The sequence below is a fragment of the Pseudomonas sp. zjy_15 genome, from assembly GCF_043101865.1.
GTDB lineage: Bacteria > Pseudomonadota > Gammaproteobacteria > Pseudomonadales > Pseudomonadaceae > Aquipseudomonas > Aquipseudomonas putida_Y.
On sequence record NZ_JBICII010000083.1, the window covers coordinates 43822 to 60961 of the forward strand.

Consider the following 17140-nt stretch of genomic DNA (forward strand, 5'->3'; position numbering starts at 1 on the left):
TGTAGAGTGCGCGTGAGCGTTCTGCCGGGCCGGCAACACGTTTACAGACGAGCGTGCAAGGCTTTCTACCGCGACACAGGCGACGTGGGCCATGATCAGGGCATCAGCCGCGCAACTGGTACCAGGTGGTCTTGAGCTGCGAATACTTGTCGAGCGAATGCAGTGACAGATCGCGGCCAAACCCCGACTGCTTGCCCCCACCGAACGGCACCGTCACATCCAGCGCATCGACTGTGTTCACCGATACGGTACCGGCTTTCAACGCCCGCGCTACCCGGTGCACCTGGTTGAAGTCGTCGCTCCACACCGAGGCTGCCAGGCCATAGATGCTGTCGTTGGCCAGGCGCACGGCTTCTTCTTCCGTGTCGAAGGCGCTGACCGCCAGCACCGGGCCGAACACCTCCTCGCGCGCTAGGCTCATGCGGCCCTCAACACCGGCAAAAATGGTCGGTTCGATGTAGTTGTCCGAACCTTCGATGTTCAGGCGTCGGCCGCCACACACCAATCTCGCGCCCTCTTGCCCGGCACGCACGATGGCGGCCTCTATGCGGCCGGTCTGCTCGGCATCGACAATGGCCCCGGCGCGGCTCGCCGGATCCAGCGGGTTACCGGGCAGCCACTGGCGAGCCTTGGCCTGCAGGCGCTCGATGAACTCATCGTGAATGGCACGCTGCACGTACAGCCGCGAGTTGGCCGAACACACTTCGCCCTGGTTGAAGAAAATGCCAAAAGCGGCCTTTTCCGCAGCCAGGTCCAGGTCCTGGCAGTTGTCGAACACCAGGTTCGGGCTCTTGCCGCCGCACTCCAGCCACACCTGCTTGAGGTTGGACTGCGCCGAGTACTGCATGAAGTACTTGCCCACCTGGGTGGAGCCGGTGAACACCAGGCAGTCCACATCCGGGTGCAGGCCCAGCGCCTGCCCGGCCTGCTCGCCCAGGCCCGGCACCACGTTCAGTACGCCTTCCGGCAACCCCGCTTCCAGCGCCAGTTGGGCCAGGCGCAGGGCCGAGAACGGTGATTGCTCGGCGGGCTTGAGTACCACGCTGTTACCGGCAGCCAGCGCCGGGGCCAGCTTCCAGGCGGCCATGTCGAGGGGGAAGTTCCATGGCACCACGGCAGCGACCACGCCGAGGGCTTCGCGGGTGATGGTGGCCAGCGCATTGGCAGCAGTGGGCGCCACCTGGTCATACAGCTTGTCCAGCGCCTCGCCGTACCAAGCGAACACATGGGCAGAGCCCGGCACGTCGATGTTGAAGGCATCCATCACCGGCTTGCCCATGTTCAGCGAGTCCAGCAATGCCAGTTCTTCATGATGGGCCATGATCAGCTCGGCCAGGCGCAGCAGCACTTTCTTGCGCTCGCCCGGCGCCATGCGCGGCCAGGGGCCTTGCTCGAAGGCTCGACGGGCGCTGGCGACAGCCAGGTCGACCTCGGCATGGCCGCAGGCGGCAACCTGTGCCATTACGTTGTTGGTGGCGGGGTTGATGGCTGCGAAGGTGGCGCCATCCTGTGCGTTGACGGGTTTGCCGTCGATCAGTGCATGGGCCGGAAGGTAGAGGTCCGAGGCGCGTTGTTGCCAGAATTCGAGCGTGTACATTTGTACTCCAGACGACCGTCGGGGCGGTCCTTCTTGCGCAAGTAACAGGTACCACACAGTCCGCAAGCACGCCGCACTCCCTCTGTGGGAGCGGGCATGCCCGCGAATCAGGCGACACGGTGGATGGCACCGGCTTCGCCGGTGTTCGCGGGCGTGCCCGCTGCCACAGGGAAGCGCGTTACCCTTGTCAGCGGCTTAGAGCTTGCCGACCAGCCGCGCCGTGCGGTCTACGGCTATCCGGGTCCTCTCCACCAGCTCATCCAGCTCGCTGTGGTTGGCGATCAAGGCCGGGGCCATGATCATCCGGCCCAGGGTCGAGCGAATGATCACCCCTTCCTCGAAACCAAAGGTGCGGCACTGCCAGGCCAGGTCGTTCTCGTTGGCAAAGCGTTTGCGCGTCGGCTTGTGCTCGGCGAACTGCAACGCTGCCACCAACCCGGCGCCCTGCACCTGGCCGATCAACGGGTGGTCGGCGAACACCTCGCGCAGGATGCGCTGCAGGTACGGCCCGGTGTCATCCTTCACCTGGGTGACGATGCCTTCGTCACGCAACGCCTTCAGGTTGGCGATGGCCACTGCCGCCGCCACCGGGTGGCCGGAATAGGTCAGGCCGTGGGCAAATACCCCGCCCCGCTCCACCAGCGCCTCGGCAATGCGCTTGCTCAGCACCAGGCCACCCATGGGCACGTAGCCGCTGGTCAGGCCCTTGGCAATCGACAGGGTGTCAGGTTCGAAACCGAAGTATTCATGGGCGAACCACTCGCCGGTGCGGCCAAAGCCACCAATCACCTCATCGGCGCACAGCAGCACGTCGTACTGGCGGCAGATACGCTGGATTTCCGGCCAGTAGCTTTCCGGCGGGAAGATCATGCCGCCCGCCCCCTGGAAGGGTTCGGCAATGAAGCCGGCAACGTTTTCGGCACCCAGCTCGAGGATCTTTTCCTCCAGCTGCAGGGCGCAGCGGCGGCCGAACTCGGCCGGGGTCAGTTCACCGCCCTCGGCGTACCAGTAGGGTTCGTCGATGTGTGCCACATCCGGAATCAACCCGCCCATGTCGTGCATGAACTTCATGCCGCCCAGCGCCGTGGCCGCCAGGGTCGAGCCGTGGTAGCCGTTCCAGCGGCCGATCATGATTTTCTTGGATGGCTGGCCAACCACCTGCCAGTAGCGGCGTACGGTGCGGATCAGTACCTCGTTGGCCTCGGAGCCGGAGTTGGTGTAGATCGCGTGGCTGTAGTGCCCCGGCAGCAGGCTGAACAGCAGTTCGGACAGTTCGATCACCGCCGGGTGGGTGGTGTGGAAGAACATGTTGTAGTAAGCCAACTGATCCATCTGCGTGGCCGCGGCGGCGGTCAGGTCACGGCGGCCATAACCGAGCTGGGTGCACCACAGGCCGGACATGCCATCCAGGTAGCGCTTGCCCTCACTGTCCCACAGGTGCAAACGTTCGCCACCAACGATCACCCGCGGCCCTTCGGCGTTCAGCGCCTTCTGGTCGAGGAAGGCATGAATGTGGTGGGCTGCATCGGCTGCCTGGTAGTCACGGGTCTGGCGTTGCGGGGCGAAAGGCGCGTTCATTGTTGGTTTTCCTTTGCGGTGGGGTTGCAGGGCGGCTGGCGTTCAGCGCAGCTTGCCCATGTAGCTTTCCAGCGGGTCCTTGCCCAGCACGCCCTGGGCATTGGCCAGCGCATCGATGAACAGGGAGAACAGTTCGGACTGGGTGCCGATGTCGAGCTTGGCGTAGACGTTCTTGCGGTGCGACTTGATGGTGTCTTCCGATACGCCCAGCCGCTCGGCCAGCGACTTGGTCGAGTGGCCACGCAGGATCAGCTGGGCGATACGGCATTCACGCTCGGTCAACAGCGAGCTGCCGAAGTTGTTCAGGGCGGCATGGATACGTTGCTCGAGGATGTTCTCGAAGCGGCCTGCCCGGCTGTCCAGCCCGGCAAAGTGCTTGCCGAGTACCGCCAGCACCCAAGGCGTGATGAGCCCGAACCGCGTGCGGCTTTGCCCATCCAGCTTGTCGGTGAAGGCCAGCGACACCGCCAGGCTTTGCCCGGGCGCCACCTGCAGGATGTAGTTGAGTTCATCCTCCAGGTGCGAGTGGCGATAGAACGATTGGTAGTACTCGCTGACCTCGAAGTGATCGGGTGCCACTTCGAACAGGCCGTAGCAGCCGGATTCGACCTGTTCCACGCAAGCACCGTAGAACGGGTCGAGCAGGTAGAAGCCCGACAGGTAGCGGCTGACATTGCCCTCAGGCTGCCAAGGCGCCTTGTCATCCTGCTCGAACAGCGCACAGGGCATGCCGTCGTGCGGGTACAGGTACACCGTGGTCGCCTGGATCGGCCGGATCACACCCAATGCCGCAAACAGGCTGGCGGCAAAGCCCGGCCGGCCGATCGCCTCGGTGACCTTGGCCTGGTGCTCGAACCATTGTTCTGAAAGCAGTTGATTAGTCACTGTGGGCCTGCCGTTTCTTTTCAGTGGCACCGCCGCCAGTGCGGTGCGTCGTTGAGCAGATACTCCCACGGCGCTGAAGGCACCGGAATCACCCTTTGGGGTGAGCCGGGCAAGGGCAGTGGCCGCTCACCCCAAAGGGTGATTCCGGGTACCTGCAGGGTGTGGGAGCATCGACCTGCCCCAGCGCTGCGAGCTTTCCGCTCGACCTCCTTGCACAACACCCAACGGTTGCGAGCCCGCTCGCCTGCCGCGGTGTCCTGCATCCCTTTTCAGGAGTTAGCAATGCATACAACAACAAGTACAGCCCATAGCCCCGCCCCGCATGCACCCTCGCAACCCGGCACCAGCACAGGCCGCTTCCGCAAGTCCATGAGCATGACCGCCCTGGTGCTATTTGGCCTGGCCTACATGGTGCCCCTGGCCGTATTCACCACCTACGGGCTGGTCACCCAGATGACCAAAGGGCACCTGCCCACCGCCTACCTGCTCACGCTCGCCGCCATGCTGCTGACCGCTTACAGTTACGGCCGCATGGTCCAGGCCCACCCCTACTCCGGCTCGGTCTACACCTACACGCGAAAGGCCTTCGGCAGCCATATCGGCTTCATCACCGGTTGGACATTGCTGCTCGACTACATCTTCCTGCCGCTGCTCAGCTACCTGCTGATCGGCATCTACATGTCGGAATACTTCCCGACCATCCATGCCTGGGTGTGGGTGGCGGGCTCCATTGCCCTGGTCACCTTCCTCAACCTGATCGGCATCGAGTCGATCACCCGGGTCAACTGGATACTGGTGGTGGTGCAACTGGTGTTCATCATCGTCTTCGTCGCCCTGTCCATTCTCAAGCTCAGCGGACAGGCGGAGCCGGTGTCGCTGCTGGCCCCCTTCCACCACGAAGGCTTCAGCATGCCGTTGATCATGACCGGCGCCGCCGTACTGTGCCTGTCGTTCCTCGGTTTCGATGCGGTGTCGACCATGGCTGAGGAAACCAGCAACCCGACCTACCGCATTCCCGTGGCGATTCTTGCGGTGTCGTTGATCGGCGGGCTGCTGTTTCTGGTGGTGTCTTACTGCGCACAGATGGTGTTCCCCGACTGGGGCAGCTTCGCCGACCCGGATTCGGCCTCGGTGGACGTGATGCGCCGGGTGGGCGGCGAGCTGCTGGTAACCGCCTTCACCGCTACCTACGTGGCCGGCTGCTTCGCCTCGGCCATGGTGTCCCAGGCCAGCGTGTCGCGCGTACTGTTCGCCATGGGCCGCGACAGCGCATTGCCGCGGGCATTCGGCCAGCTTGTGACGAAAAAGCGCGTGCCGGCCACTGCCATCCTGGTGGTCAGCCTGCTGTCGCTGATCGCCCTGGTGATCACCCTGGATACCGTGGCCAACATGATCAGCTTTGGTGCACTGTTCGCCTTCTCGGCGGTGAACCTGGCGGTGGTCAAGCACTACCTGGTCGACCAGAAACTGCGCGGTTGCCGCAACGGCCTGCTGTACGGCGTAATTCCCGGGCTGGGCTTTATCAGCACGCTGTGGCTATGGAGCAGCCTGACCAGCCTGTCGTTCACCATCGGTCTGTGCTGGATGGGCATGGGCCTGTTGGTGCTACTGGGGCTGACCCGGGCGTTGCGCGTGAAGCTGCCAGAGCTGCAGATGGCCGAGTGACACCTGAAGACTTGCGCGCCTTTGCCTCGCGGGAACCGGTGCTGGAACGCAAGGCCGGGCGCCGAGGCGGTGCGCGCATTCATGGGTTTAACCTGTGCCGGCCGCTTCGCGGTCTTACCTGCTGAGAGGCCGGCACTGGCGCCCCGGGCTGTATACAATCAGTAAAAAGCTTGCTTACAATACCGAGCGCCTATGACATCGGTAATCGCCGATGCGTATTGCGCAGGCTTGCACCATGTCATCTACAAACCCTGTAAAAACGCTACTCGTCAAAAACGCCGCGCTGCTGGTCACCATGGACGGCGAGCGCCGCGAGATCAAGAACGGCGGCCTGTTCATCGAAGACAACCTGATCAGGCAAGTCGGCCCCAGCGATACCCTCCCGCAGCACGCCGACGTGGTTCTGGACATGGCCGGCAAAGTGGTCATCCCAGGGCTGGTCAACACCCACCACCACATGTACCAGAGCCTCACCCGCGTGGTACCGGCCGCTCAGGACGGCGAGCTGTTCAACTGGTTGACCAACCTGTACCCGATCTGGGCGCGCCTGACTCCCGAGATGATCGCGGTGTCGACCCAGACCGCCATGGCCGAGCTGATCCTGTCCGGCTGCACCACCTCCAGCGATCACCTGTATATCTACCCCAACGGCTGCAAGCTCGACGACAGCATCCACGCGGCGGCCGAGATCGGCATGCGCTTCCACGCCGCGCGCGGCAGCATGAGCGTGGGCCAGAGCCAAGGCGGCCTGCCACCTGACTCGGTGGTGGAAAAGGAAGCCGACATCCTCAAGGAATCGCAACGCCTGATCGAGGACTACCACGATGCCAGCCACGGCTCGATGCGCCGCATCGTGGTCGCGCCATGCTCGCCGTTCTCGGTCAGCCGCGACCTGATGCGCGAAGCTGCCGTGCTGGCGCGCCAGTATGGGGTGTCGCTGCACACCCACCTGGCCGAGAACGTCAACGACATCGCCTACAGCCGCGAGAAGTTCGGCATGACCCCTGCCGAGTACGCCGAAGACCTTGGCTGGGTCGGCCACGATGTATGGCATGCCCACTGCGTGCAGCTCGACCAGCACGGCATCGAGCTGTTCGCCCGCACCGGCACCGGCGTGGCCCACTGCCCATGCTCGAACATGCGGCTGGCCTCGGGCATCGCCCCGGTGCGCAAGATGCGCGACCACGGCGTACCGGTGGGCCTGGGGGTCGACGGCTCTGCCTCCAACGACGGCGCCAGCATGATCGGTGAAGTGCGCCAAGCGCTGCTGCTGCAACGGGTGGGCTTTGGCCCTGACGCGATGACTGCACGCGAAGCACTGGAGATTGCCACCCTGGGTGGCGCGAAAGTGCTCAACCGCAATGATATCGGCGCCCTGGCCCCTGGCATGGTCGCCGATTTCGTCGCCTTCGACCTGGGCCATGTGGCGTATGCCGGCGGCCACCACGACCCATTGGCGGCACTGGTGTTCTGCACCCCGACCCAGGTGCATACCAGCGTGATCAACGGCCGCATCGTGGTGAAAGACGGCCAGCTGACCACTGTCGACCTGCCGCGCGTACTGGAGCGCCACAACCAGCTGGCACATCAGTTGGTCAGTGGCACTTGATGCCAGGCATCAGCTCGGCATCGCCGGGTTGAATGAAGGTAGTGCGCAGCCCTTTTGGGCTGCGCTGTCACGCAGCGAGATGTCCACTCAAAGGTCCATGACCATCTCATGCCAAGCCATGCCGCCGTGGTCCGACGGCGACGGTTTCACGTACTGGTAGCCCAGCTTCTGGTACAGGGCCACATGCTGCTCCTTGCACATCAGGTGAATGGCCTGCTTGCCCGCCGCGTGCATGCGTCCAATGAATTCGTTCATCAACACTTTGGCGTAGCCTTTGCCCTGGTGGGCCGGGTCTACAACCACCGACATGATCACCACGTTCGCTGCCGCCGGGTCATGGCCGACCAGCTCTTTGAATGCCTCGTCGGACATCACGACCTCGTGGGCGCAACCACTGTTGATGAAACCAACGATCTCGCCGTCACTTTCCAGCACCAGGAAGCCTTGTGGGTACTGCGTGATACGCGTGCGGATTTTCTCCAGCGTGGCTGCCTCATCCCCTTCATAGGCGCCAATTTCGATGGCGTAGCAACGCTCGGCATCTGCGGGGACGGGGGTGCGAAACTGGAGGGCGCTCATGGCAAGTATCCTTGGCAATGGTAAAGGCAGCCGCCATGATAAATGAGCATCGTCCTTGCGCTCCATCATTGCGAACTCGCTCAGGTCGGACGTGTGATGCTTGCTGCTTGCCAAGGACGGCAAGCATCATGGGAGCCTTGCTCTATTGCCACGGATACGCCGATGACCGCTGTAACTTCCCTCACCACCGAACCAAGCCGCTGCAAACGCCTGAAAGCGGCCAGCAGCAGGGATCATGACAGCGTTGATCAACTGGTGATGGCAGCGCGGCCTTTCGAGAACCGCGCGCGCTATGGACGCTTCCTGCAGGTGCAGCACCGCTTTCATGGCAGCCTGCTGGCGTTGTATCAGGATGAACAACTCAACCAGCAACTGCCTGGGCTGGCGGCGCTGTCGCGTTTCGCGGCGGTAGAGGCCGACCTGCTCGACCTGGGCCTGCCACTGCCAACGTCCCCCCAACCGGTCTGCGTCAGCTCGGCCCAGGCCCTGGGATGGCTGTATTGCAGTGAAGGTTCGAACCTGGGGGCGGCGTTTTTGTTCAGGCACACACAACGTCTTGGGCTGGATGGCGACAAGGGCGCCCGCCACCTGGCCCCTCATCCGGATGGCCGAGCGCTGCATTGGCGCGAGTTTGTTGCCAGGCTGGACAGCCTGGTGCTGGAGGAACAGGAAGAAGCAGAGGTGGTGGCAGGGGCGATTGCTGCGTTCGACAGTTATCGGGGGCATCTGCGTGAGGTATTTGCAGGCAGTTGACTGAGCGCAATGGCACCTGTTGCGGGTACTGCCCAGCACCAACCACCCCGGCAAAGTTCTTCAAGTTGTTGCTGCAGCGAACTTTTTCTTGATTCCCTGTCTATGTGTGAGGCGCAGAAAGGTAGCGGAACGCGAGACAAGGTTCGCCCCACACCTGCTGGCCAGATGGCTCAATTGTTATCAGAGGTTGGCTACGCTCATGAAAATACATGTCGCAAGGTTGGTGCTGCTCGGCCTGTTCTCGTTCGCGGCGGTGGGCACTGCATCGGCAACACAAATGAAAGCCGTCGAGGCCGTTGCACCGGTCGTTCAATCACCGTTGCAGCCAGCCGGCAACCCTTGGTCCAGGGTGGCCAGTGCGGCCGTTGAGCAGCCGGCCACGCTGCTGGCGCACGATGACAATCGCTGGCACCACCACCGAAGCGACTGGCGCCGCGAACAGTGGCGGCGTGAACAAGCCCGCCGGGACTGGGAGCGGCGGCGCGACTGGGAACGGCGCCGTGATTGGGAGCGCCGCCATGAGCGCGCCATGCGCCAGCGTCATCATGACGCGCATCATTATTACCGCCGTTGAAGCCCATGCGATCGGTTTTAGGGGCAGTGTCAGTCGGCCAGCTGGGGAGCCTCGCCCGCCGCCTCTGCCTCCATCTTCAAGCGGTCCGCCTTGCAGATGTACTTGGGCTTGCGTGGCGCCAGTTTGGCACTGGCCTTTTTGGCATGCGCCTGCAATAGCTGTTTGATCTTTTTACGACGGTTCATGGTCCACGGGGCCTGTCAGTACGGTTTCGCTAACGCCATCATACCCCGGCGGCCGGGAAATGCGGTGAATCATGCCAAGGTTCATGCAGGGCAGCGACCCTGCCGGGCACTCCCCCGCACCGCCTCGGCCAATGTGCGCAGGTTGGCCTGGTGTGCATTCACCAGGCTGGTGATGCTGTTGTCCGCGGCAGTCTGCACGGACGTACGGCAGGTCAGTTCGGCCTGCCCTTCCTGCTTGAGGCGCCACACGGCCTCCAACGAGGCGTAGCGCCCTGGCACCGTGTCGAAGCGTTGCACATCCACCCGCAGCGACGCCTTGCCGCCGCCCGCCGGGCCGCCCAACCGGTCCTGCAAGGCGCTGCGGAATTCATCCACCAGGTTGGCGCCCCACCACTCCGTTTCCAGAATGGCCAGGCCGCTCTGCCCTTGCCGCACGACCAACTGCGGGCGGTCGACCTGGGGCGGCATGGCCACCCTGACCACCTGGATGCGCTGGCCGCTGTCACGCACCGGTTCGCTCGGTACCAGCGTGTGGTAGTTGTTCGGCGTACTGCTGCAGCCCCCGAGCCACACCAGCAGGCTGGCCACACATACATTGCGCAGTCGTTGCATAGGTTGTCTCCTCAGGGTTCAAGGTCTGCGGCCCCGGCCGCTTTTGGCCGGCCACGAATCAGCGACTCGGGGTGGCGGCCAAGATAATCGGCAAGGTCGCGTAGCGAACGCGACATCCGCTCCAGCTCGTCCAGTGCTTCGCCCATTCGCTGGCGCTGCGGCGAGTCTTCGGAAATGGCCGAGTTGGCCGTACGCAGGGTCTTGTGCACCTCGTCCAGCGCCACGTTCACGTCCGGCAGTGTCTGGCCATTGAACTGCCTGAGGCTGGCGCGCAGCTCACGCAGGCTGCCGTCCAGGTTACCAGCGATGCTTTCCAGCGGCAGCTTGGCAATGCGCTCCACTACCCGCTGCAACTGTTCCTGCAACTGCTCAAGGCTGCCGGGCAACGTCGGGATCATGATGGGGTTGGCAGCCATGTCGAAGGTCACCTTGGGGGCATCCGGGTAAAAGTCCAGCGAAATGAACATCTGCCCGGTGATCAGGTTGCCGCTACGTGCCTGGGCCCGCAGCCCATGCTCGACAAAGGAGCCAATCAGTTTCCGCGCACCTTCCATATCGCCCTCGGTGTGCTTGAACACCGCCAGCATCTTGCGATGCACCGGCCCTAGCCGCTGCGGGTAGATCACCGCATCGACCACGACCGGGAAGCTCTGCCGTGTAGCATCGTAATCGAGCTGGATCGAGGTGACCCGGCCAAACTCCACCCCCTTGAACTCCACTGGCGCGCCCACCGACAGGCCGCGCATGGCCTGGTCGAAGCGCAACTGCAGGTACTGCGCCTGGCCATGCGGAGGCGACAGCGCCCTGTCGCGGTCGGCGAATAGCTGGAAGCGGGCCTGGTCGGCAGCAGGCTCGGCTTGCGCGGCGAAATCGGGCGAGCCGAAGGCCAGCCCGCCCACCAGAATCGACGACAGCGATTCGGTATCGACCTTCAGGCCATTGGCACCGATCTGCATGTCGATGCCACTGGCATTCCAGAAACGCGTGTCAGCAGTGACGAACGTGTCGTAGGGCGCCTGCACGAACACGCCAATCTCTACCCCCTTGCCATCGTCCTGGAGGGCAAAGGACACCACCTCGCCCACCGGGATCTTGCGGTAGTAGATCGAAGAGCCGATATCCAGCGAGCCCAGGTCGCTGGCAACCAGAACAAAACGCTTACCCTTTTCGTCATAGGTGATCGGCGGTGGCAGTTCCAATCCGACAAAGGACTTTTCCGGCACGTTCGATTCACCGGAGTCGGCCCCGATGAAACTGCCCGATAGCAGCGTGTCCACCCCGGAAACCCCACCCACGCCGATACGCGGTCGCACCACCCAGAAGCGCGCGCCCCGGGTGGCAAACGATCGGGCATCGTTGGAGAGCTGCACCTTGGCCACCACGCTCTTCTTGTCGTCGGCCAAGTCCACCGTGGTCACTTCGCCAATCACCACACTGCGGTATTTCACCTGGGTCTTGTGCGCCACCAACCCCTCCCCGCTGTGGAAAGAAATGGTAATCACCGGTCCTTGCTGCATCCAGTTGCGCACCACCAGCGAAGCGCCGATCAGGATTGCCAGGATCGGCACGATCCATACCAGCGACACACTCCAACGCCGGGTGCGCACTTCAACCTGCCCCGCGCCCTCGCGCTTGTCAGTCTGCTGCCCCATCAATGCGGCCTCCCCTCGTTGGCATGGTTATCCCAGATCAGGCGTGGATCAAAACTCATCGCAGAGAACATGGTCAGCACTACCACCATGCCAAAAAACAGAATGCCCACGCGAGGCTCGATGGTGCCCAGCCCGTGCAGTTGCACCAGTGCAGCCACCAGCGCCACTACCATCACATCGAGCATGGACCAATAACCGATCAGCTCGACGAAGCGGTACAACTGCGAACGCTGCCGGCAGGCCCAGGAAGAACCACGCTGGGCAGTGAACAGCAGCAGGCCAAGGGACAAGAACTTGATGGCGGGCACACCCACGCTGGCAATGAAGATGATCAGCGCAATGTCCCAGGCCCCGGCTTCCCAGAACTCCAGCACGCCACCGCCGATGGTGCTGTCTGTACCGCTGCCGAGCATTTCGGTGTGCATCACCGGCAGCAGGTTGGCGGGGATGTAGAAAATCAGTGCTGCCAGCAGAAAAGCCCAGCCACGGCTGATGGCATTGGCCTTGCGCCGGTGAATGACAGCGCCGCAACGGTTGCAGGTGTGCGTGCCACTGCTTGTGTCGCATGCCTGGCCACAGCCATGGCACAGACACAGGCCAAGGTCGTGCGCATTGGCCGGAGTAGTCATACCTGTTCCCACAAGTCGCGGATGTCCTTGCCGGCAATGTGGATGATCAACATGCTCAGTGCGGCCAAGGCCAGCAGGCCGATACCGGGGATCACATCGAGCAGCCCCGCCAGCTTGATCACCGCCACCATCGCTCCCAGCAGACACACCTCCAGCATGCTCCAGGGCCTCAGGCTTTCCAGGCCACGCATGCACAGGGCAAAGCCGGGCGCACGCTGGCCGGCAAGAGCAAAACTCAACACCCAGCACAACAGGGCAATTTGCAGCAGCGGCGCAAAAATGATCGACAGCGCCATCACCAAGGCGATGAAGGTGATACTGCCGTGACTGAGGATCTGCACGGCGTCCCACAATGTGGCCGAGTGGGTCAGCCCCTGCATGCCGATGGTCATCACCGGGTAATAGTTGGCGAACACCAGCAGGACACCGCCCGTCACACTCAATGCCAGCCGCTGCTCGATGGTCAGTGACCTGTGCCGGTACAGCACACCGCCACAGCGCTGGCAAAGGGCACGTTGATGTTTGAGCAGCGGTGCACGGTGGTACACCGTGTCGCAATACTCGCAGATGATCAGATCTTGCGTCTGGCTCATGGTTTGCCCACAGGTAGCCTTGGATCAGGCCAAGAGGCTAATCGGAACGGCGTCTGATATCCGGTGTAGACCATCTGGGCAAAACTTCCATCACAGCGTCAAAGGCGAACTATCCTGTGAGGCGGGCTTTCCGCCCGGTGGAGGTGTGCCATGCGTACGTTCACGTGGAGTTACCTGGTGGTGTTGCTGTGCGCAGCATCGACCGCCCAGGCACAGTCGGTGGTGCCGCTCAAGGGCCAGAGCAGCCAGCAGATGCAACTGGATATCAACGATTGCAATACCGTCGCCACCAATGCCGCAAATGGCGTGGCGACGTCCAGCGACCCACATGTCGGTGGCCGCGTTCGCGGTGCGGCTGTGGGTGCCGCCGCCGGTGCTGCAGGCGCGCAAGTGCGCGGCAATCAGCATGACGAGGTGTATGACCGGGTGGGTGACGATGCCAAGCAGCAATACCGGCAGAACCGTGCCGGCGAAGTGGCCGCCGCCGGGGCCGCGGTCGGTGGCATGCGCCAACGTCAGGAGCGGCGCCAGGACCGGCGCGGCCAGGACGAGGCAAAAACCCAGGCCCATGCCAGTGCCTACAGCGGTTGCCTGCAGGGGCGCGGCTATCAGGTCAACCCCTGAGCAATCGCCACGCCATGCCACTCCTGCCGGGGTGGCATGGCGTGCTCAGTTCAGGAACTTGGCCAGCTCTTCCCGGCAAAACTCCACGAACAACTGCGCCGGCTTGGTCAGCTGGACTCGCTTCAACCGCGCCGCAGCCAGACCCGACAGCGCCACCGGCTCGGCAATGTCGAGCATCGCCAGACGCTGGCCGTCATAGGTGTATTCCGAGTGCGGGCGGGTAACCAGCAACGAAAAGCCAAAACCCTGACCGACCATACCGCGCACCATCTCGATCGACGGCGAACTGAAGACGATGTTCGGTGCCAGGCCCATCTCGTTGAACAAGCTGACGAAGTAGGTGCGGCTAGGGGCCACGTCCAGCAGGATCATCGGCTCCGGGCACAGGTCCCGCAGCGAGACCTGGGCCTGGCCGGCAAAGCGGTGGTTCTCTGGTAACAGCACATAGGGCTTCTGCGGCGGCATCAGCGGTTCGGCCTCGATGGTGCCGTCCAGGTCGTGGTCATAGAGAAACGCCAGGTCGAAGGTACCGGCGGTCAGGCCCTGGATCAGGTCCTGCTGTTCACCGTCGCGCAGGCGAATGTCCACACCCGGGTAGCGCTGGCGAAAGCCGGCGATCAGGCGCGGCAGGTAAAGTGGCGCCACGGTCTCGAAACAGCCAATGTCGATTTGCCCGGCGACGGTATCGTTGTCGGCCAGGGCGTTCTGTTCGAACTCATGGGCCATCTGCAGCAGCGACTTGGTCTTGGCATAGAAGCGTTTGCCGCTGGGCGTCAATGACACGCCTTGGGCGTGGTGGCGGATGAACAACTGCACACCGAAACTTTCCTCCAGGCTCTTGATGGCCGTAGAGATGGAGGGCTGGGCGATGTACAGCTGGCGTGACGCTTCGGCCACACTACCCGCTTCCACGGTGGTGACGAAGTACTTCAGTTGTCGCAAGGTATAGGCAGCCACAGGGTACCTCTCTGACGCTGGTCTGGGCAGGCTGGGTCATGCCTCACACTTTACCCTTGGCTATCGCTGAGCGGGCGCTGAGAGCCAAAGGATTTACCTATGCCTTGAACAGGTTTTTCTTAGGGGCTGCTGGTACCCGGTTAACGGGCCTCAGTGGCAATGCAGCCACTGGTCAAAAATGCCCGAACGTCTTTACTGATAGTCATCGGCCTCAGGTAAACGGTGTGCGCTTACAAGATCGTGGTCACCAGTATCCTCGTCGACGATCAAGCCAAGGCTCTGGTGCTCTACCCTTGCGTACCTGATCCAGATTACCCAGAAGCTCTAGCCGGTTGCCCTTACCCCAATGCGCACCCACAAGGAAAACAGATGCGCCACGAATTCAGCGAAGTGCTCAACGACCTGGTCGACTACTTTCTGCTCGGCGATATCCAGTTGCTTGAGCGTTTCAAGCAAGACCATCAACTGCCCGACGACCTGGCGCACGCGTTCACTCACGGTGACAGCGGCGACCAAGCGGTGCGCGAAGGTATTGTGCTGCCGCTGGCCGGTGTCGACAACCTGCCCTACCGCATCCTGTTCACCCTCGACAACCACACACCAGCCCTGCGCGAGGCCGGCAGCCGCCTGAAGCACCGGCGCAATGGCTATGTGCTGCGGATCGAGCACGGTGCACTGATGCTGTACACCTGGCGCATCCTGCAGCACTTCACGCCCAAGACCCTGGGTGACCTGATGGGGCGTTACCAAGTGCCAGGACGGCCGATCATCGAGTTGGACAATGGCTGGTATGACGTGGAGGTGTTGGCGGGGGCACTGGTGCGCGACGGGTTGTACGAGCCGGCGTTCGAGTTCGTGTTGAAGAAGCGCTGGAGCCGGGGTGAGGCGACAGCTGTGGATACCGGGTATGCATTCGGGCTACGTGGCTACTTCGACTGATTGATCGCCTGTGCTGGCCTCTTCGCGGTTGCTTCACAGGCTTCGAAAGCTGTGTAGAAGCGGGTTCACCCGCGAAGAGGCCAGCACAGCCGAACTCGACCTTCAGGTGTGATTGATATCCCCGGTCGCTGCCACCATGGCAAACGCCACTTCACCCGCCAGGCACTACTGGCCCCTTCAACTCGACCTGATTACCATCCGGGTCGTAGCAGTACAGCGAAAGCCCCTCGCCTTCGGCACCATACCGCTTCTCTGCAGGCTCCACCTTTACCCCGGCGGCTTCCAGATAGGCCGTCAACGCGGCCTCGTCGAACGGCTCGATGCGCAGGCAGAAATGGTGCAGGTTGCGCCCTTCCACCCCCGGTGCAGCTCCGCCTGGCTGCCCCAGCGGGCCATCCAGGGTCACCAGGTCGATCATTGCGGTGCCCGTGGCCAGGTGCACCATGCCCAGATCCTCGCGCACGCGGCTGACCGTGCAGCCGAGCAGCTCGGTGTAAAAGGCAACACTGCGCGACAGGTCGCGGACCCGCAACACAAGGTGGTCGATGTGCTTGATGGTGAAAGGTCGCATGCCGGGACTCCTTGTGGCGTGTTTGCGAAAACGTTCGCCACCATAGCGCAGGTTCCCGCGGCGTGACCAGAATCAGCTACTCATTCACCAAGCGTTGCAGTACGCCCCCTTCATGGCGCGTCAGGATTCGCAGCAGTTGGTCGACCAGCGCCCGGTCCGGCGCATCCAGATGGAAGTGGTGCCCGCCTGGGTGCCAGGAGACTTTCGCCTGGCTGGGCAAGGCGGCCTGACGCCGGGTGAAAGCCTCGCCGGTGAATGCTCCCTGGCGGCCGAACAGCAGGTACAACGGGCAGCGGATCTGGCTGAGCAGGTCGCAGGCTTCGCGCTCGGTCAGTGGCATGGGCTCGGGCAACACCAGCCGCGGGTCGTGGCGCCAGCAATAGCCATCGCCCAGTTGAAGCAGGTCGCGCAGCGCCAGCAGCCGAGCGGCATCTTCCGACAGTTCGGTGTCCAGCCGCTCGCGGCGTTGCGCCAGGGCGGTGTCCAGGTCATCGAAGCGACCGACATCCGGCTCGGTAAAACCCGGCAACTGGCTGCGCTGTACCATACGCTTGAGCCGGTAGGCCCGCGCCAGGTGCTGCACGCGGTCATCCTCGGCAACCGTGAACGGTGCACCCATGCCGTCGAGGAAGGTCATGCTGGCAATGCCACTGGTCATGGCCGCCAGCAGCGACGCTATACCGGTACCCATGCCATGGGCCAGCACATGAAATTGCGCCAGGCCCAGGCTGTCGGTCACCGCCAGCATGTCTTCGGCATGCTCCCACAGGTAATAGCCACTGTCGTGGCGACGATGGCCAGAACGGCCATGGCCGATCAGGTCGGGGGCTACCACGAAGCAGCCGTCCAGCATCGGCGCCAGCCGCTCGAACGAGGCCGCGTTATCCAGCCAGCCATGCAAGGCCAATATGGGAATACCGTCTTCTTCCCCCCAGGTACGGACCGCTATTTCAATACCATCGAGGTCTAGCAGGTGGTCTTTCGGGCTGCACAGCGAACGCATTGCAATTCTCCTTGGCTGAGGCCTGCACCATGACCTGCCCCACCCTCTCGCAGATCCTCCCTCGCTGCCAGCCCCTCACCGACCCGCACATGCGCAGGACCGACCGCTGCCAAACAACTATCTACCGCACACCGA

Annotated in this window: 18 protein-coding genes; 6 read left to right on the plus strand and 12 right to left on the minus strand. The window is 63.0% G+C overall.

What is annotated here, in order from left to right:
* Window positions 1–103: 103 nt before the first annotated feature.
* From ACF8EF_RS14905 to ACF8EF_RS14915, 3 genes are all read right to left on the minus strand, one after another.
* Window positions 104–1597, minus strand: a complete 1494-nt coding sequence (locus ACF8EF_RS14905) for an aldehyde dehydrogenase (RefSeq protein ID WP_392462211.1) — start codon at window positions 1595–1597, stop codon at window positions 104–106.
* Window positions 1598–1792: 195 nt separating this feature from the next.
* The gene (locus ACF8EF_RS14910) at window positions 1793–3175 is read right to left on the minus strand and encodes an aspartate aminotransferase family protein (protein ID WP_392462213.1); all 1383 of its coding nucleotides are present in this window, start codon (window positions 3173–3175) and stop codon (window positions 1793–1795) included.
* Between the two features lie 42 nt (window positions 3176–3217).
* Window positions 3218–4060 carry a helix-turn-helix transcriptional regulator gene (locus ACF8EF_RS14915; RefSeq protein WP_010953510.1) on the minus strand — a complete coding sequence of 281 codons (843 nt, stop codon included), beginning with the start codon at window positions 4058–4060 and terminating at the stop codon, window positions 3218–3220.
* A 282-nt stretch (window positions 4061–4342) separates the two neighbouring features.
* Between ACF8EF_RS14915 and ACF8EF_RS14920 the strand changes: the two genes are divergently transcribed.
* Both ACF8EF_RS14920 and ACF8EF_RS14925 read left to right on the plus strand, forming a co-directional pair.
* Entirely contained in the window at window positions 4343–5725 is a 1383-nt protein-coding gene (locus tag ACF8EF_RS14920) for an APC family permease (protein WP_392462214.1), read from the plus strand.
* A gap of 235 nt (window positions 5726–5960) precedes the next feature.
* Window positions 5961–7334 carry an 8-oxoguanine deaminase gene (locus ACF8EF_RS14925; protein ID WP_274103072.1) on the plus strand — a complete coding sequence of 458 codons (1374 nt, stop codon included), beginning with the start codon at window positions 5961–5963 and terminating at the stop codon, window positions 7332–7334.
* An 87-nt stretch (window positions 7335–7421) separates the two neighbouring features.
* On the opposite strand, the gene ACF8EF_RS14930 is transcribed toward ACF8EF_RS14925, so the two are convergent.
* The gene (locus ACF8EF_RS14930; protein ID WP_392462216.1) at window positions 7422–7913 is read right to left on the minus strand and encodes a GNAT family N-acetyltransferase; all 492 of its coding nucleotides are present in this window, start codon (window positions 7911–7913) and stop codon (window positions 7422–7424) included.
* Window positions 7914–8075: 162 nt separating this feature from the next.
* Between ACF8EF_RS14930 and ACF8EF_RS14935 the strand changes: the two genes are divergently transcribed.
* Both ACF8EF_RS14935 and ACF8EF_RS14940 read left to right on the plus strand, forming a co-directional pair.
* Window positions 8076–8666 carry a biliverdin-producing heme oxygenase gene (locus ACF8EF_RS14935; RefSeq protein ID WP_392462218.1) on the plus strand — a complete coding sequence of 197 codons (591 nt, stop codon included), beginning with the start codon at window positions 8076–8078 and terminating at the stop codon, window positions 8664–8666.
* A gap of 199 nt (window positions 8667–8865) precedes the next feature.
* A complete protein-coding gene (locus tag ACF8EF_RS14940) occupies window positions 8866–9240 on the plus strand; it encodes a hypothetical protein (RefSeq protein WP_392462220.1) in 375 nt (124 codons plus the stop codon).
* A 29-nt stretch (window positions 9241–9269) separates the two neighbouring features.
* Here ACF8EF_RS14940 and ACF8EF_RS14945 read toward each other — a convergent pair whose 3' ends face one another.
* The 5 genes from ACF8EF_RS14945 to ACF8EF_RS14965 all read right to left on the minus strand — a co-directional run bounded on the left by ACF8EF_RS14945 (window position 9270) and on the right by ACF8EF_RS14965 (window position 12911).
* On the minus strand, window positions 9270–9425 hold the full coding sequence (locus tag ACF8EF_RS14945; protein WP_003250831.1) for a DUF2986 domain-containing protein: 156 nt from the start codon (window positions 9423–9425) through the stop codon (window positions 9270–9272).
* An 81-nt stretch (window positions 9426–9506) separates the two neighbouring features.
* A complete protein-coding gene (locus ACF8EF_RS14950) occupies window positions 9507–10037 on the minus strand; it encodes a membrane integrity-associated transporter subunit PqiC (RefSeq protein ID WP_176684658.1) in 531 nt (176 codons plus the stop codon).
* A gap of 11 nt (window positions 10038–10048) precedes the next feature.
* Window positions 10049–11689: an intermembrane transport protein PqiB gene (locus tag ACF8EF_RS14955; RefSeq protein WP_176684659.1), complete on the minus strand. Its 1641-nt coding sequence runs from the start codon at window positions 11687–11689 to the stop codon at window positions 10049–10051.
* A complete protein-coding gene (locus ACF8EF_RS14960) occupies window positions 11689–12318 on the minus strand; it encodes a paraquat-inducible protein A (protein WP_176684660.1) in 630 nt (209 codons plus the stop codon). Before ACF8EF_RS14960 ends, ACF8EF_RS14955 begins: the two co-directional genes overlap by 1 nt.
* Window positions 12315–12911 carry a paraquat-inducible protein A gene (locus ACF8EF_RS14965; RefSeq protein ID WP_014860839.1) on the minus strand — a complete coding sequence of 199 codons (597 nt, stop codon included), beginning with the start codon at window positions 12909–12911 and terminating at the stop codon, window positions 12315–12317. The genes ACF8EF_RS14960 and ACF8EF_RS14965 overlap by 4 nt, the downstream gene beginning before the upstream one ends.
* 150 nt (window positions 12912–13061) lie before the next feature.
* Here ACF8EF_RS14965 and ACF8EF_RS14970 point away from each other — a divergent pair, with 150 nt between their 5' ends.
* Window positions 13062–13535 carry a YMGG-like glycine zipper-containing protein gene (locus ACF8EF_RS14970; protein WP_176684661.1) on the plus strand — a complete coding sequence of 158 codons (474 nt, stop codon included), beginning with the start codon at window positions 13062–13064 and terminating at the stop codon, window positions 13533–13535.
* A 45-nt stretch (window positions 13536–13580) separates the two neighbouring features.
* Here the strand turns inward: ACF8EF_RS14970 and ACF8EF_RS14975 are convergent, their stop codons facing one another.
* A complete protein-coding gene (locus ACF8EF_RS14975; protein WP_176684662.1) occupies window positions 13581–14492 on the minus strand; it encodes a LysR family transcriptional regulator in 912 nt (303 codons plus the stop codon).
* 369 nt (window positions 14493–14861) lie between these two features.
* Here ACF8EF_RS14975 and ACF8EF_RS14980 point away from each other — a divergent pair, with 369 nt between their 5' ends.
* Window positions 14862–15431, plus strand: coding sequence for a hypothetical protein (locus ACF8EF_RS14980; protein ID WP_176684663.1), 570 nt, complete (start codon window positions 14862–14864; stop codon window positions 15429–15431).
* Between the two features lie 151 nt (window positions 15432–15582).
* Here ACF8EF_RS14980 and ACF8EF_RS14985 read toward each other — a convergent pair whose 3' ends face one another.
* Window positions 15583–16002: a VOC family protein gene (locus ACF8EF_RS14985; protein ID WP_176684664.1), complete on the minus strand. Its 420-nt coding sequence runs from the start codon at window positions 16000–16002 to the stop codon at window positions 15583–15585.
* Between the two features lie 76 nt (window positions 16003–16078).
* A complete protein-coding gene (locus tag ACF8EF_RS14990; RefSeq protein WP_176684665.1) occupies window positions 16079–17005 on the minus strand; it encodes an alpha/beta fold hydrolase in 927 nt (308 codons plus the stop codon).
* Between the last annotated feature and the right edge of the window lie 135 nt (window positions 17006–17140).

What these genes read in the sequence shown, in the direction of transcription:
- ACF8EF_RS14920 (WP_392462214.1), top strand. Translation starts at nt 4,343, where the DNA reads ATGCATACAACAACAAGTACAGCCCATAGCCCCGCCCCGCATGCACCC.
- ACF8EF_RS14905 (WP_392462211.1), bottom strand. Translation starts at nt 1,597, where the DNA reads ATGTACACGCTCGAATTCTGGCAACAACGCGCCTCGGACCTCTACCTT.
- ACF8EF_RS14925 (WP_274103072.1), top strand. Translation starts at nt 5,961, where the DNA reads ATGTCATCTACAAACCCTGTAAAAACGCTACTCGTCAAAAACGCCGCG.
- ACF8EF_RS14960 (WP_176684660.1), bottom strand. Translation starts at nt 12,318, where the DNA reads ATGACTACTCCGGCCAATGCGCACGACCTTGGCCTGTGTCTGTGCCAT.
- ACF8EF_RS14990 (WP_176684665.1), bottom strand. Translation starts at nt 17,005, where the DNA reads ATGCGTTCGCTGTGCAGCCCGAAAGACCACCTGCTAGACCTCGATGGT.
- ACF8EF_RS14970 (WP_176684661.1), top strand. Translation starts at nt 13,062, where the DNA reads ATGCGTACGTTCACGTGGAGTTACCTGGTGGTGTTGCTGTGCGCAGCA.
- ACF8EF_RS14940 (WP_392462220.1), top strand. Translation starts at nt 8,866, where the DNA reads ATGAAAATACATGTCGCAAGGTTGGTGCTGCTCGGCCTGTTCTCGTTC.
- ACF8EF_RS14945 (WP_003250831.1), bottom strand. Translation starts at nt 9,425, where the DNA reads ATGAACCGTCGTAAAAAGATCAAACAGCTATTGCAGGCGCATGCCAAA.
- ACF8EF_RS14910 (WP_392462213.1), bottom strand. Translation starts at nt 3,175, where the DNA reads ATGAACGCGCCTTTCGCCCCGCAACGCCAGACCCGTGACTACCAGGCA.
- ACF8EF_RS14930 (WP_392462216.1), bottom strand. Translation starts at nt 7,913, where the DNA reads ATGAGCGCCCTCCAGTTTCGCACCCCCGTCCCCGCAGATGCCGAGCGT.
- ACF8EF_RS14950 (WP_176684658.1), bottom strand. Translation starts at nt 10,037, where the DNA reads ATGCAACGACTGCGCAATGTATGTGTGGCCAGCCTGCTGGTGTGGCTC.
- ACF8EF_RS14935 (WP_392462218.1), top strand. Translation starts at nt 8,076, where the DNA reads ATGACCGCTGTAACTTCCCTCACCACCGAACCAAGCCGCTGCAAACGC.
- ACF8EF_RS14980 (WP_176684663.1), top strand. Translation starts at nt 14,862, where the DNA reads ATGCGCCACGAATTCAGCGAAGTGCTCAACGACCTGGTCGACTACTTT.
- ACF8EF_RS14955 (WP_176684659.1), bottom strand. Translation starts at nt 11,689, where the DNA reads ATGGGGCAGCAGACTGACAAGCGCGAGGGCGCGGGGCAGGTTGAAGTG.
- ACF8EF_RS14965 (WP_014860839.1), bottom strand. Translation starts at nt 12,911, where the DNA reads ATGAGCCAGACGCAAGATCTGATCATCTGCGAGTATTGCGACACGGTG.
- ACF8EF_RS14985 (WP_176684664.1), bottom strand. Translation starts at nt 16,002, where the DNA reads ATGCGACCTTTCACCATCAAGCACATCGACCACCTTGTGTTGCGGGTC.